Below are 12,748 nucleotides of genomic sequence, written 5' to 3'. Positions count from 1 at the left end.
TTGAGGACTAAAGTTACGGATAGTGCGGAAGGCTACCGTAGGTTTAGTTCAACATCAGGTTTTGTGCAATTGGGGTGGACGGAAGTACAATCATCAGCAGTGCATATCCCAGCTTCATATTCGGCGGACGGAATTCTGCCGGGCAGTAGTTCTAAACTTCGGCTTTTAGTTATAAATTTAGCTTCGGTTCCGGGCGGACAGTTGGTCAATTCCCCAACTGCACAAAGCCCTGGCCGTTAGCAGCAAGTGTAAAGGACGACACCACAACGACAAACAGACGCCTAAAAACTAAGAAAAAGTAAACTATTTTTCGTCCCGACGGGGTCTTCACAGCCTTGCTATTGAGCGCAGGCGAGACCCCGGCGAAACAGGGAGGTAGTTTTTAGCGAAAAAATTACAGCCTTTTTCAAAGTCAATATTTTACGGCAGTCCCGCATAGTTTTTTATGAAAACCCCTGCATGGCTATTAATATTTTTGCGGGACAGCGTCCCGGGAGAACATACTGCATACGACGTCAGAGACATCGTATAGCAGTGTTTGCACGGTTTTAATCTATTGAGCTATTTCCCCACCGCACATTTTTTAATTCAATTTTATGCTTACCAGCAAACGGCACATTTGCTTTTGCCCCAGCCACAAGCTAACCCAGCCGTTTTTTGCCAGCACACCCCTAAAAATGATGTTTCATATCTATAATGTCAGGTTTATCCTGACTATATCACTATAAACAATAACTTTTTTCCGAATTGGGGCAATTAACTCAATTATCTTTCGTATCATTATTGTCAGGTTTATCCTGATATTATTACTATGAAAAATAAATACATATCAACGCAATCGAACGAACTTCTATCCTATTTCAACGGGCAAAACAGGAATAGCTTTGACTATTCTTTGGCTTACAAAGCACTGCCCGACTCTAAAGCGAGTGCCGTCAGAGAACTACTCAGCGATATGACAAAGAGAGGTTTGTTGATGCGTTTGAAAGAAGGTGTTTATTACATCATTCCGTATGAGCAAAATGCGGAAACTTACATGCCTGACTGGCATTTAATAGCGGAGCATTTAGTCAATGATGCCAAACATTATATCGGATACTATTCCGCCTTACAGATTCACAACCTTATTACTCAACCGTCATTAAAAGAACAAATAGTTGTATCAAAACAAATACGACCATCGGAAATAAAAATAAAAGAAGTCCCTTTTCAATTTATTTATCATAACGAGAAACATTTTTTTGGTTCAAAAAAAATGTGGGTTGACAGTTTCAATAAGGTGCTTTGTTCTGACTTGGAGAAAACTTTTATTGACTGTTTGTTTAAACCCGATTATGCAGGTGGAATAGTGGAAGTGGCAAGGGCAATCTACATTTCAAAAGACAAAATGAAATACGATACCCTTCTTGAGTACGCAAAAAAGTTTGATTCGCAAGCTGTAATAAAACGATTGGGCTTCCTTTTAGAAACATTAGACATTAACACCAATATTATTCAGGAATTACACCAAATGAAAACTGCCTCGTATGTTGTGCTTGATACCGAATTGCCTAAAACAGGAAAGCGAATAAGCCGTTGGAGTATTCAACAAAATTTGGAAACGGAAACCATTAAATCTGCCATTTACACATGATCAAACCCGGAGAAATACAGCAAAAAGCAAGGGCTGTTGGGGTACGTGACCAGCAGATTGAAAAGGATTATATTCTTTCATGGATTCTGTTTGGAATTGCCAAACATAAGCAACTATCGAGGGCAATCGTTTTCAAAGGTGGAACCGTTTTAAAGAAAGTATATTTTGAAGATTATCGTTTTTCTGAAGACCTGGATTTTACATTGCTGAATGCCGAAATATCCAACGACCAAATTTTCTCATGGTTCAAAGAAGTATTTGAATTCATAAGAGATGAAGCCAATATTCCGCTTAACATCATTGACAGCAACGACCATGAAGATGGCGGCATTAATTTTTACATCAGTTTCATTGGTCCGCTTGGCGGACAAGGAAATAGCAAAAGAGTTAAAGTTGATATTTCACGCAGTGAACAACTGGTTTTTGAACCAGTAATGAATGACGTATTCATTGGCTATTCCGATTTGGAAGAACACCAACTATTATGTTATCCATTAGAGGAAGTATTGGTTGAAAAAATGCGTTCCGTGATGCAACGAATGCAAGCGAGAGATTTTTACGACATCTGGTATTTGCTGGAAGAACATGAAATGGATGCAAATTTTTATCTGAACGAATTTGAAACCAAGTGCAAAAACAAAGGTTTATTGCACACCGATTTTCCGAAAAAATTAACTGAACGTTTACCTCAATACCAAGGCAGGTGGCAAAGCTCCATGAGCGAACAAATAAAAGACCTGCCCGACTTTGATCAGGTAGAACGTGAAGTAAAAAAGCATTTGAAAAAATTGAAATTATGACTCAAAACAATTGGAAGATTATCTCTGGGGCGTCGCCAACATATTGCGTGGGATGATTTTCGTCCCGACGGGGTCTTCACAGCCTTGCTATTGAGCGCAGGCGAGACCCCGGCGAAACAGGGAGGTAGTTTTTAGTGTGAAAAATTATAGCCTTTTTCAGAGTCAATATTTTACCACAGTCCCGCATAGTTTTTTATGAAAACCCCTGCGTGACTATTAATATTTTTGCGGGACAGCGTCCCGGGAGAACATACTGCATACAACGTCAGAGACATCGTATAGCAGTGTTTACACAGTTTTAATCTATTAAGCAATGCTGTCAAAATCGTAGCCGGCCCGTGTTAGTGCTCGTTTGGCTGCTTCCAGCGCAAAAGCTGCCGGATGATGGGGGTGCAGCGGTACTTCTGAAATATGAGCAAGCTGTTCTAAAAGTTCCAGGGTTTGATTTTGGGTGAGTGCTGCACATACGTCGTACATGCCACCGGGTTCTTCTTCTGCGATATCATGCTTATCTAAAACATGCCGCAGCACTTTTATCAACGAGGGGGTGGGCGGGGGCACCATCAAAGCGGTTATTGCGCCATGCTCAAGACGAAGCTTTGCGGCAAGCGGCACGGGAATGCCTCCGTTTGCTTTTTGTGCCGCCGGGAAAAGAACTTTCTCTTCCATCTTGATATGCGTCAGCAACCCCGCGCGAAACCGTTGATAATATTCCATTTGAATTTCATCGGGGTTTTGGGTTGCCAGGTCTAACAATTCGTCAATCCGGCGATGGTCATCTGTGAAAAACTGATATAGCTGCCTGTTCATGGATTTTCAATAATACGATATTTTTAATGTTTTCGTTTTGCGGGACAGCGTCCCGGGAGAACATAAATGATACGAAGTCCGGAGACATCGTATAGCGGGCGGGATACAAAAAACTCTTTCTGCTCAATGCTAATTCTCAAACCGGTAAGTTCCTGCAGGCGCTTCAAATACAACATAGCCCTTGCTGATCCCTGTTTTTTTTGCATAAGATGAATTTACCTGAACCGTTTTTCCATCCTCATCAGGAAAATAAATGGTTGCCGTACAATTCGGGGGAATCGTAACCAGGTATACCAGCTTATTGTTTTCACGCTTCCAGTGGGCTTTGATATTCCCGGAAGGGGAATCAAATTCTGCTTTTGCCCATGTTAGCTGCTCCCCGGTGAACTGAGGAACACGCAGGCTGAATTTCCTGAAACCCGGGTAATCATCATGCTTTCTGATCCCGGCTACTCCGTCAATATACCATGCCCCGGGATAAAGATAAGAGCTATGCAGCAGGGAGTGGTCGGTAAGATCTTTTTCCCACGTCTCCCACATGGTAGTAGCGCCATTTTCACGCATAAAGCCCCAGCCGGGGTATGTTGTTTGGGAAGTCATGGAATAGAGGAGATCATCGCGTCCTTCTTCCCGGAGCACTTTAAACAACATCGTTCCCCCGGTTATTCCTGCGTCAATGTGTCCTTTCTGATTGACCAGGATCTCTTTTTCTAATCGCTTCATCACTAAAGGACGCAATCCGGCAGGCATAATATCTCCGTACAATGCGGCAGCAAGGCTTCTCATGCTGTTGTCGGCATAGTTGTGATCATCAGCATGGTACCAGGTACGGTGAACAGCTTCGCTTGCCAGTTTTGCCTGTTTCTCCCATTGTGCAGCCTCTTCATTCCTGCCTATAACCCGGGCAAGCTTTACGGCTGTTTTCAGGTTGTAAATCCAATAACAGTTATTGAAAAAAAGGTTTTCATCAGAATAATTGTTCATGCCCTGTGCATTAGCGTCCGGCCAAAGCCAGTCGCCTAAAAAATCCCATTTTCCTCCGTAACGCGTGAGCATATTGTTTTTTACATGCGTATCCAAGAAACCCAGCCAGCCTTTGATCATATCAAAGTTTTCCTCTACGGCGCGTTTGTCGCCAAGGTATTCATAAAGGAACCAGGGCAGGGTAACCACAATGCCACCCCATGCCGGGCCGCCTCCGCCATGATAGGTGGGGGCGGTTTGAGGTAAGATCCCGCCGCCGAGGCGCCGTCCGCTTTCAGGCTTTTTATGCGCCCATGTGGTATCGTTCATATTACCAACCATTGGCTCTGTTCCCTGCACATCGCGCCAGTCCTGCAGCCATTTGGTATAAAATGCACCCAGCCTGTAATTGAGCAATCCTGTTTCAGCAGTAGCATGGGCATCGCCCCCGTAGCCAAATCGTTCACGTTGCGGACAATCCACTACATAACCGCCGAGCGATAAATTTTCGAATGTCCATCTTACCGTATTATAAATCCAGTTTTGCAAAGGATCGGAGCATTCAAAAGAGGTTGTGGTTTTGAAATCTGTACGCACCATCCATCCTTTAATATCGGCTTTCTGCGGAGCCTGCTTTACACCCTGTATCGTCATCCATCTTCCGGAGTTATAGTTAAACCTGTTTTTAAAACTGCCCTCACCGGTTGGTCCTATAATATACAGGTTATGCAGTCCGTAGGTCATGTCCTCCTGTTGCCGTTCGGAAAAAAGCAGCCGCACAGTGTCTCCGGGATTGCCTTTCACATGAACCTGTATCCATCCGGCAAAGTTTACACCCATATCTGCCCGGTAGGATCCATCGGCACGGTGTTCAATGGAAGCCGGCTGTATCTCATCAAACAATGCATTGGTTTCAACCTGCTGTGCAGAAAGCTCCAGCTTTGGCGTATATACATTCACATTTTTCCATGCCTCGTCGTTATAGTCTGCTTCATTCCAGCCAGGTATCTCTTTATTGGCATCCCAGATCTCGCCTCCATATCCGCCCACACCAAAGCCCCAGTTCCCGATGAGCTGGTTTGGGCTTGCATGTGTTTTCCATGTTTCATCGGTAATAATTCTGGCTATTCGCTGGTTATGCTTTCCGGTAATGTCGGTCTGGGCTATAACCATGGGCGTCCGCGGCTTATCGGGTGTAGCATAAGGAGCATATATAGACCAGGAAGTTCCCAGCCATAAGCCAATAACATTCTTTCCCGGTTTCAAGGCTGTTGTTATATTATAAGCAATGTAGCGGGCGCGTTGGGTATGGTCGGTTACGGCAGGCGCTAAAACATGGGCGTCTGCTTTTTTGCCGTTGATATACACTTCATGGTATCCTACAGATGCCACATACAGCACGGCTCTTTCGGGCTTTGTTTCCAAATCGAATGATTTCCTCATCCACGGATCGGGTATTTTATTGCTGCCTTTATAGGGGTCATATATTTCATCTGTGCCGATCCATTTTGCGGTCCATTCTTTCTGATCAAACAGCCCGGTGCTGAAGTGCGCGGTTTCGCTCAGTGGCGATACCATTCCCTTTTCGTCTTTTACACTTACTGTCCAGTAATAATCTTTATCCGACAGAAGTGCTTTGCCTTTATAAGGAATAAGATGTGATTCGCCGGATGGTATCCAGCCGCTGTTCCATATATCTGCTTTGCTTTTGTTAAGCTGGTCTTTTGTGGAACCAACCATTATACGGTAAGCCGTTTGCTTTTGAGCAAAAGCCGAAGCGTCTGCCGGGGCCAGCTTCCAGCTGAAGCGGGGTTGTTTTATATCCAGTGCGCCGGGATCGTCAAGATATTCGCAGGTAAGCGCTACCGGATAGATGCTTGATTTGTTTTGTGCGGAAACAGCAAAAAAAGCGCTGAAAAGAAAAGCCAGGAGAATAAATTTTATACGCATACACGATATGATGGTTAAGGCTAAGATAATACTTATACCATTGGCCTTTACATGCGATTTAACCGCAGCCACTCTGGCAACATCTGCAATAGAAGGACTTTAAAAAATAGTTTCACTTTAGGGCAACAATTGCTTATCTTTGCATTGTGAACAAAAAACAGAAATTCCGAAACGGTTATCACTTACAAACATTATTTTGAAGCGTTTTTGTGAAACAACGTCAGAAAGTAAAGGATAAAATCGTTTGGACGCTTGACCTGATTGAAGAAATTGACAGAGTTCCTGAAACTTATCTTCAACACATGCAGGACGGATTATATGAAGTCAGAGTAAACTTAGCTAGCGACATTTTTCGGATCTTTTGTTTTTTTGATCAGGAAAAATTGATTGTGTTAGCAAATGGCTTTCAGAAGAAAAGTCAAAAGACACCCAAGCAGGAAATTGAGAAAGCACTTAAAATAAAAAAAGAATATGAAGACGAAAGGAAATAACACTATGACACTTGCCCAGTTTAAGGATAAGCATTATGGCAAAACCGGGACAGCAAAGCGTGACCAACTTGAAGCAGGTTATCAAAACTTTAAAATTGGCGCATTAATTCAGGAAGCAAGAAGGGAAAAAGGTTTGACACAGGAACAACTTGCTGAAAAAGTGGGAACAACAAAATCCTACATTTCAAAAATTGAGAACAATCTTAAAGAAGTGAGAATTTCCACTCTTCAAAAAATTGTATCAGTTGGCTTCGGTGGACAACTACAATTATCAATTAAACTTTGACAGGAACACCATTATGAACTATATCCGGCCGCATGACTTTTTATGAACACGCCGGCATGAAGTAAATTAATTTTACGGCCCTGGTACGTGTCTCACGTACCAGTATCATTAGTGTGGCAGGTCTTTGCGGGACGAAGTCCCGGGAGAACATACAGCATACGAAGCCGGAGACATCGTATAGCAGACATTGTACAACGGCGCGCAATTCCCGGATGCGGTCAGTACGCGGCAAGGGAGCGTCAGCCGGCATGTTTGCAAACCACAAAATTATAGCACACTAATATCCGGCTTAAGCTATAGATTGCAGCCTTAAACACAACACATGAAGCGCTATGTTATTATACTGCTAACAGTATTATTTTTCATAGAAGCTGCTGCGCAAAAATTGCAACCGGGCTTTGATAAACAGGAATACACAGAGTTGTTGAAGCTCACTGCTAAGAACAGCGAGCTTGAATTTGGGAAGAATATACCTTCTCCCGAACGGTTTACACTCCGGTACCGCTCAGCAACGGTTGGTCTGGATAATGTGTGGGAGCTTTGGCTAAGTTCCGACAGCATGGCTGCCATCAGCATCAGGGGCTCTACCCTGAATGCGGAAAGCTGGCTGGCTAATTTTTATGCGGCAATGGTTCCTGCAAAAGGTGAATTAAAGCTTTCTGACACCGATACTTTCAGGTATGAGCTGGCCCAAAATCCGCTTGCAGCCGTTCATGCGGGCTGGCTGCTGGCAACAGCGTTTTTATCGAAGGATATTTTACAGCATATAGATGCGTGTTACCAGGCTGGCATTAAAGACTTTTACATTGTGGGACATAGCCAGGGCGGCGCGATCAGCTTTTTAATGACGGCTTATCTGTACAGTCTTCAAAAGCAAAATCTTTTACCTGCAGATATCTGCTTTAAAACCTATTGCAGCGCCGCGCCCAAACCGGGAAACTTATATTTCGCCTACGCCTATGAAACCATCACGCGGGATGGCTGGGCTTATAATGTTGTTAATGCCGCCGATTGGGTACCGGAAGTGCCATTCTCTGTGCAAACCACAGATGATTTTAATGAAGTGAATCCATTTCCGCTCGTTAAGGGGCTCATTAAAAAACAGCGATTCCCTAAGAATATTTTTTTAAAACGGCTGTATAATAAATTAGATAAACCTTCCCGCAGGGCACAAAGGAATTACCAGAAATACCTCGGTAAAATGATGTCGAAGGCGGTGCAAAAGCACATTCCTGACTTTAGTCCGCCCGCGTATTTTAAAAGCAACAATTATGTGCGTACCGGTAATCCTGTCATTCTAAACGGAGACGAAACTTATTTTTCGGTTTTCCCGGTTGATAAGGAAAAGTTTATGGTGCACCATTCATTTGGCGCGTACCTGTTCCTCGCGGAAAGACTATAATGCGATTGGATTGACGTACATCTGCGCTATGTTAAACGTGAGAGGTGAGAAGTGAGAGGTGGTGAATAGTGAATAGTGAGAGGTGAGATTCACTATTACCTACTGCCTGTTCACTCCCTTCCACCATTACATAAAGAGTGCTGTTACATAAAGAGTGCTGTTACATAAAGAGTGCTGTTACATAAAGAGTGCTGTCCTGTAACATAGGAAGCACTCTTTATGAAGTTGCACAGGCAGGTTGTTATTTTGCCGGGGGCAGCAACACCGCGTCTATAACATGTATAATACCGTTTGACGCCGGGATGGAAGCTATAATATTGGCTCCGTTCACCAGCGTTTTTCCGTCGTTCACCGTAATGCTGATATTATCTCCGTTGGCTTGTCCGAAAGTTTGCCCGTTGGTAAGCATTTCGGGCCTTAGCACGCCAATATACACATGGTATTCCAGTATATTGCGGAGGTCATCTTTTTTTGCAGGCTTCAGTAAATCGGTCAGGGTACCCGCAGGCAGCTTGTCGAAAGCCGCATTGGTAGGTGCAAACACGGTAAATGGTCCGGCATTGGAAAGAGCGTCTACATATCCCGCCGCCTGCAGGGCCTTTACGAGGGTGGTATGGTCGGCGCTGCCCGCTGCTATTTTTACCACGTCTTTTTGAGATTCATTGTCCTGTACGCCCGACTGGCCACTCAGCACAGCATCAGAACCTGTGGTTGCAGTAGCAGCTTCAGTTGTGCCGGTAGCGGCATCATTGCATGCCAGCCATAAAATGGTACTCATGAGCAGGACTGCAAAGAATAAATAATTTTTTTTCATAATCATTTTGTTGTTGTGTAAATGAAGGGTTCCGGCACATCGTATGTAACGAATGCCGGTACAAAATAAGTTGGAAAAATGGCGTCTGTTATGACGATTGTCATGCTGCAAAAGGATATCGGTCATCTTCAGTTTTTAACGCCGGTAACTCCTGATCCTGTACCCGGCTCCTGGAAATGTATTTTACTGAAGTTTTTTAAATATTTTTGCGTACTTTAAAAACTTCACAAAAGCTTGTAAATAACTATTGATGGGGCATCTACCGAAACTGATTCAGGATTTAGCGCTTATATTAATGGCCGGCGCCATTGTAACCTTACTTTTTAAACGGATTAAACAGCCCCTGGTACTGGGCTATATCATAGCCGGATTTCTGGTAGGTCCGCACTTTCATCTTATACCAACGGTGGTAGACAATGAAAATGTAAAAACGCTTGCAGAGATCGGTGTTATCTTTCTCCTGTTTAGTTTGGGGTTGGAGTTCAGCTTTAAAAAATTAATGCGGGTAGGAGGGTCTGCCTCTATCACCGCCTTTGTTGAAATCTTATTTATTACCATAGCGGGTTATTTCCTGGGTAAAATATTGGGCTGGTCTACTATGGACAGCCTTTTCCTGGGCGGTATGCTGGCCAGCTCTTCCACTACCATTATCATCAAGGCTTTTGATGAACTGGGTATAAAAACAAAACAGTTTGCCCGTATTGTATTTGGCGTGCTGGTGGTAGAAGACATTGTTGTGATATTACTGATGGTATTGCTTTCAACAGTGGCCGTTACCCAGCAGTTTGAAGGAACGGAGATTTTATTAACCATTCTAAAGCTGTTATTCTTCCTGGCCTTGTGGTTTATAACCGGCATTTTTCTTTTACCTACCTTCTTAAAAAGGGCAAAAAAATTAATGGATGAAGAAACCCTGCTTATTCTTTCTATTGGGTTATGCCTGGGTATGGTGGTTTTGGCTACGCAGGTTGGTTTTTCGGCAGAATTGGGCGCCTTTGTTATGGGATCTATCATAGCGGAAACCACTTTCGCGGAAAAAGTAGAACATCTTACCAAGCCGGTAAAAGACTTGTTTGGCTCCGTGTTTTTTGTGTCGGTTGGTATGATGATCAATCCTGAGGCTATGGTGGAATACGCGTGGCCCATCTTTTGCGTAACGCTGCTTACCTTATTTGGAAAACTATTCAGTACTACGCTGGGCGCGCTGCTTTCGGGACAGCCGCTCAAACAATCGGTGCAGGTGGGTATGAGTATGGCGCAAATAGGGGAGTTTGCTTTCATTGTGGCTACACTGGGGCTTTCATTAGGTGTGATCTCCGATTTTCTTTTTCCCGTAGCGGTTGGCGCTTCTGCTATTACCACCTTCACAACACCCTATCTCATTAAGTATTCGGAGCCTTTTTATAATTTTATAGCAAAGCTGCTGCCTGATAAATGGGTGAACAGGCTAAACAGGTATTCGTCCAGCACGCAAAGCATCCAGGCCGAAAGCGACTGGAAAATTGTATTAAAAAGCTATGGCAGAATTGCCCTTACCAATGGTATTATTTTACTGGCGCTTATATTGGTTTCATCCAATTTCCTGCTGCCCTTTGTTCATGAAAGAGTGGAAGATGAAACATTAAGGATAATTATTGTGCTGGTGATATCGCTCGGCGCTGCCGCACCCTTTATGTGGGCCCTTATGGCTAAAAGACCCAATAACCAGGCGTATAAGGAACTTTGGATAGACAAGAAATACAACCGCGGCCCGCTTTTAATTGTGGAAATAGCCAGGAATATTGTAGGCGTGCTGGCCATTGGCTTCTGGGTTGACCGGCTGGCTTCTACGCAGGTTGCGCTTTTGGTGGCCATACCCATTACGATACTGGTATTGATCATTTTCTCTAAAAGGATTCAAAAATTCTATCAGCGTATTGAAAGCCGTTTTATCACCAATCTTAACGCCAGGGAAACAGCCGCTGCAAATGGCGGGTCGGCAGAAACCAATATTTTAAGGAAGAATGTTGATTTTGGTTCGGACCTGGTGCCCTGGGATGCTCATATTATAGAAATGGAGGTGAATCCTTACGCTGAATATATTGGCAGAACACTGATGGAACTGTCCTGGCGGGAGAAATACGGAATAAATATTGTTTATATTAAAAGGGGTGAGCAGCTTATTAATATTCCGGGACGTCATAACAGGTTATTGCCTTTTGATCATGTGGGGATCATTGCCACCGACGACCAGATCCAGGTATTTAAACCGGTATTTGATGCAACGGAAAGCATCGCGGGGGAAGAACTGGACATCAGCGACATCTCTCTTGAAAAAATACTCGTGGATGAACATACCCGTTTAAAAGGATTAACCATACGTAACTCGGGCTTACGGGAACGTACAAACGGACTGGTTGTAGGCATACAACGTGAAAAAGAAAGGATACTGAACCCGGATTCCTCCTCTGTTTTTGAGTGGGGGGATATTATATGGATAGTAGGCGAACGAAAAAAGATAATGCAGCTTGGACAGGAATAGCATGAACCGGAATTGGTGCTGGCCGTATTAAGGAGCATCAGCAGCAGGAAGCAGTTTTTTTATTACCGGGTTAATTGAAATGTTTTATGTATGAATTTTTCTTTGAAAAGATGGCCGAGAAGATAGCACTGACTTCCGGACAACAGGATATCATAAAGCGCTATCTTACCCCTAAAAAAATTCGTAAAAATCAATACCTGCTGCAGGAGGGTGATGTGGCCAAATATGCTGCTTTTGTTGAAAAAGGCGCGTTAAGGGCTTATTCGGTTAATGAAAAAGGGTCGGAACATATCATCCAGTTTGCGTTCGAAGGCTGGACAATATCTGATTTGCATAGTTTTATGACCGGTAACCCCGCTACCTACAATATTGACGCGCTGGAAGATTCGGAACTGGTGCTCATCAGCAAAAGCGCACAGGAAGAAATAATGAAACAGATCCCTGAATATGAAGTATACACCCGCTTACAGATAACAGGCGCCTATATGGCAATGCAAAAAAGGCTCACTTCTATTTTAAGCCTGTCGCTGGAAGAGCGGTATATTAACTTAACCAAACTTTACCCCAATCTAATACAACGCGTTCCCCAGCGCATGATCGCTTCTTACATGGGGCTTACTCCCGAAACTTTGAGCCGGGTTCGCAGAAAGATAAAAGACAAATGATTGGAATCAGGTATTTAAAGCGCAAATCCTTATCCGAAGGGTTTTCATTTTATTTACTTTTTGTCTCTTTAGTGATAAATGTTCTCTTTACTTTTTCTCTTGAAAGAAAAAGTAACAATCCCGATAGCTATCGGGACAAGCACGGATGAGGATACAACACATCCGTGCACACGCCTTGATTTAGCTGTGGCACTACTGAAGCTTCAGCTATTTATCCCTGATATAGTATGCAAAGCGTTTGAACGGGTGCATTTAAAATTGTCGCACCGCTTTGCTTCGTGTGGGCGGTGGAGACACCGCCCACGGCAGGCCGCCCCGGTTGGTGTCCCCACCAACCGGCGACAATTTTAAATGCACCCGTTTGAACTATTGTTACTTTCCCTGATTTATAGTTGCCCAATACTATCACTTAG

At 43.7% G+C, this 12,748-nt stretch carries 10 protein-coding genes; 7 read left to right on the top strand and 3 right to left on the bottom strand.

Going from position 1 to position 12,748, the window contains the following annotated elements; translation table 11 throughout:
* Positions 1–811 precede the first annotated feature (811 nt).
* Together PLE34_RS20460 and PLE34_RS20455 are read left to right on the top strand one after the other, a co-directional pair.
* Positions 812–1,633 (top strand): type IV toxin-antitoxin system AbiEi family antitoxin domain-containing protein, encoded by an 822-nt coding sequence (locus tag PLE34_RS20460; RefSeq protein ID WP_324560073.1) that lies wholly within the window; start codon positions 812–814, stop codon positions 1,631–1,633.
* The gene (locus PLE34_RS20455) at positions 1,630–2,433 is read left to right on the top strand and encodes a nucleotidyl transferase AbiEii/AbiGii toxin family protein (protein ID WP_324560071.1); all 804 of its coding nucleotides are present in this window, start codon (positions 1,630–1,632) and stop codon (positions 2,431–2,433) included. Before PLE34_RS20460 ends, PLE34_RS20455 begins: the two co-directional genes overlap by 4 nt.
* Before the next feature lie 306 nt (positions 2,434–2,739).
* Here PLE34_RS20455 and PLE34_RS20450 read toward each other — a convergent pair whose 3' ends face one another.
* Positions 2,740–3,243: a hemerythrin domain-containing protein gene (locus PLE34_RS20450; protein ID WP_324560069.1), complete on the bottom strand. Its 504-nt coding sequence runs from the start codon at positions 3,241–3,243 to the stop codon at positions 2,740–2,742.
* Between the two features lie 129 nt (positions 3,244–3,372).
* Positions 3,373–6,156, bottom strand: a complete 2,784-nt coding sequence (locus PLE34_RS20445) for a family 78 glycoside hydrolase catalytic domain (RefSeq protein ID WP_324560067.1) — start codon at positions 6,154–6,156, stop codon at positions 3,373–3,375.
* A 209-nt stretch (positions 6,157–6,365) separates the two neighbouring features.
* On the opposite strand from PLE34_RS20445, the gene PLE34_RS20440 reads away from it, so the two are divergent.
* The 3 genes from PLE34_RS20440 (at position 6,366) to PLE34_RS20430 (ending at position 8,335) form a co-directional block, all read left to right on the top strand.
* Positions 6,366–6,647, top strand: a complete 282-nt coding sequence (locus PLE34_RS20440; protein ID WP_324560065.1) for a type II toxin-antitoxin system RelE/ParE family toxin — start codon at positions 6,366–6,368, stop codon at positions 6,645–6,647.
* Positions 6,628–6,933: a helix-turn-helix domain-containing protein gene (locus PLE34_RS20435; protein ID WP_324560063.1), complete on the top strand. Its 306-nt coding sequence runs from the start codon at positions 6,628–6,630 to the stop codon at positions 6,931–6,933. The genes PLE34_RS20440 and PLE34_RS20435 overlap by 20 nt, the downstream gene beginning before the upstream one ends.
* A gap of 322 nt (positions 6,934–7,255) precedes the next feature.
* Entirely contained in the window at positions 7,256–8,335 is a 1,080-nt protein-coding gene (locus PLE34_RS20430; RefSeq protein WP_324560061.1) for a lipase family protein, read from the top strand.
* Positions 8,336–8,576: 241 nt separating this feature from the next.
* Here the strand turns inward: PLE34_RS20430 and PLE34_RS20425 are convergent, their stop codons facing one another.
* Positions 8,577–9,149, bottom strand: coding sequence for a fasciclin domain-containing protein (locus PLE34_RS20425; RefSeq protein WP_324560058.1), 573 nt, complete (start codon positions 9,147–9,149; stop codon positions 8,577–8,579).
* A gap of 250 nt (positions 9,150–9,399) precedes the next feature.
* On the opposite strand from PLE34_RS20425, the gene PLE34_RS20420 reads away from it, so the two are divergent.
* Positions 9,400–11,670 carry a cation:proton antiporter domain-containing protein gene (locus tag PLE34_RS20420; protein ID WP_324560056.1) on the top strand — a complete coding sequence of 757 codons (2,271 nt, stop codon included), beginning with the start codon at positions 9,400–9,402 and terminating at the stop codon, positions 11,668–11,670.
* 86 nt (positions 11,671–11,756) lie between these two features.
* The gene (locus tag PLE34_RS20415; RefSeq protein WP_324560054.1) at positions 11,757–12,335 is read left to right on the top strand and encodes a Crp/Fnr family transcriptional regulator; all 579 of its coding nucleotides are present in this window, start codon (positions 11,757–11,759) and stop codon (positions 12,333–12,335) included.
* Positions 12,336–12,748: the final 413 nt, after the last annotated feature.

Source organism: Agriterribacter sp. (assembly GCF_035445465.1).
GTDB lineage: Bacteria > Bacteroidota > Bacteroidia > Chitinophagales > Chitinophagaceae > Agriterribacter.
This window is presented reverse-complemented; position numbering and strand designations above follow the sequence as displayed.

Bases quoted from the DNA above. Each gene is read 5' to 3' on its own strand.
- PLE34_RS20460 (WP_324560073.1), top strand. From the start codon at position 812: ATGAAAAATAAATACATATCAACGCAATCGAACGAACTTCTATCCTAT.
- PLE34_RS20455 (WP_324560071.1), top strand. From the start codon at position 1,630: ATGATCAAACCCGGAGAAATACAGCAAAAAGCAAGGGCTGTTGGGGTA.
- PLE34_RS20450 (WP_324560069.1), bottom strand. From the start codon at position 3,243: ATGAACAGGCAGCTATATCAGTTTTTCACAGATGACCATCGCCGGATT.
- PLE34_RS20445 (WP_324560067.1), bottom strand. From the start codon at position 6,156: ATGCGTATAAAATTTATTCTCCTGGCTTTTCTTTTCAGCGCTTTTTTT.
- PLE34_RS20435 (WP_324560063.1), top strand. From the start codon at position 6,628: ATGAAGACGAAAGGAAATAACACTATGACACTTGCCCAGTTTAAGGAT.
- PLE34_RS20430 (WP_324560061.1), top strand. From the start codon at position 7,256: ATGAAGCGCTATGTTATTATACTGCTAACAGTATTATTTTTCATAGAA.
- PLE34_RS20425 (WP_324560058.1), bottom strand. From the start codon at position 9,149: ATGAAAAAAAATTATTTATTCTTTGCAGTCCTGCTCATGAGTACCATT.
- PLE34_RS20420 (WP_324560056.1), top strand. From the start codon at position 9,400: ATGGGGCATCTACCGAAACTGATTCAGGATTTAGCGCTTATATTAATG.
- PLE34_RS20415 (WP_324560054.1), top strand. From the start codon at position 11,757: ATGTATGAATTTTTCTTTGAAAAGATGGCCGAGAAGATAGCACTGACT.